The organism is Streptomyces sp. P17 (assembly GCF_032436805.1).
GTDB lineage: Bacteria > Actinomycetota > Actinomycetes > Streptomycetales > Streptomycetaceae > Streptomyces.
On sequence record NZ_JAVRBF010000396.1, the window covers coordinates 1 to 390 of the forward strand.

Below are 390 nucleotides of genomic sequence, written 5' to 3' on the forward strand. Positions count from 1 at the left end.
GACGCCAGAGAAATAAGTCAAGATTAGGCGCAATGCGCTTAACCTCGTGAGCTTTTAGGCCCCCAGCGCCTGCTTTAGCTTTTCACTGTCCGGGAGGCCTGAGAAAAAATCCCCGAGAACTTCCTTCAATACAAAGATGACAACCGGAAAGAGGTCTGCTTTATGAGCCGTGAAATCCTGATCCATATCGACCTGACCCCACGCGCCGGAAGCCTGCTTCACGGTAGCCAGGGACACGATATCAGCAATGAGACGAGTCACTTCATCGGGATCGCTCTTGCCGAAAATATCAGTGAGAGCTGCGACTGCCGCAGCGTTAGAGGCTTCCTTGGCCTCTGGGTCCGCGTCCTTGCCGACACCCCGAAGGATCGTTGGAAGCCGTTCCACGCC

1 protein-coding gene is annotated in these 390 nt (G+C 54.9%); it reads right to left on the reverse strand.

Features of this window, described 5'->3' with window-relative positions; translation table 11 throughout:
* Positions 1-54 precede the first annotated feature (54 nt).
* On the reverse strand, positions 55-390 hold a 336-nt coding region (locus tag RMT89_RS41455; protein WP_315888925.1), incomplete at its 5' end, for a phage tail assembly chaperone.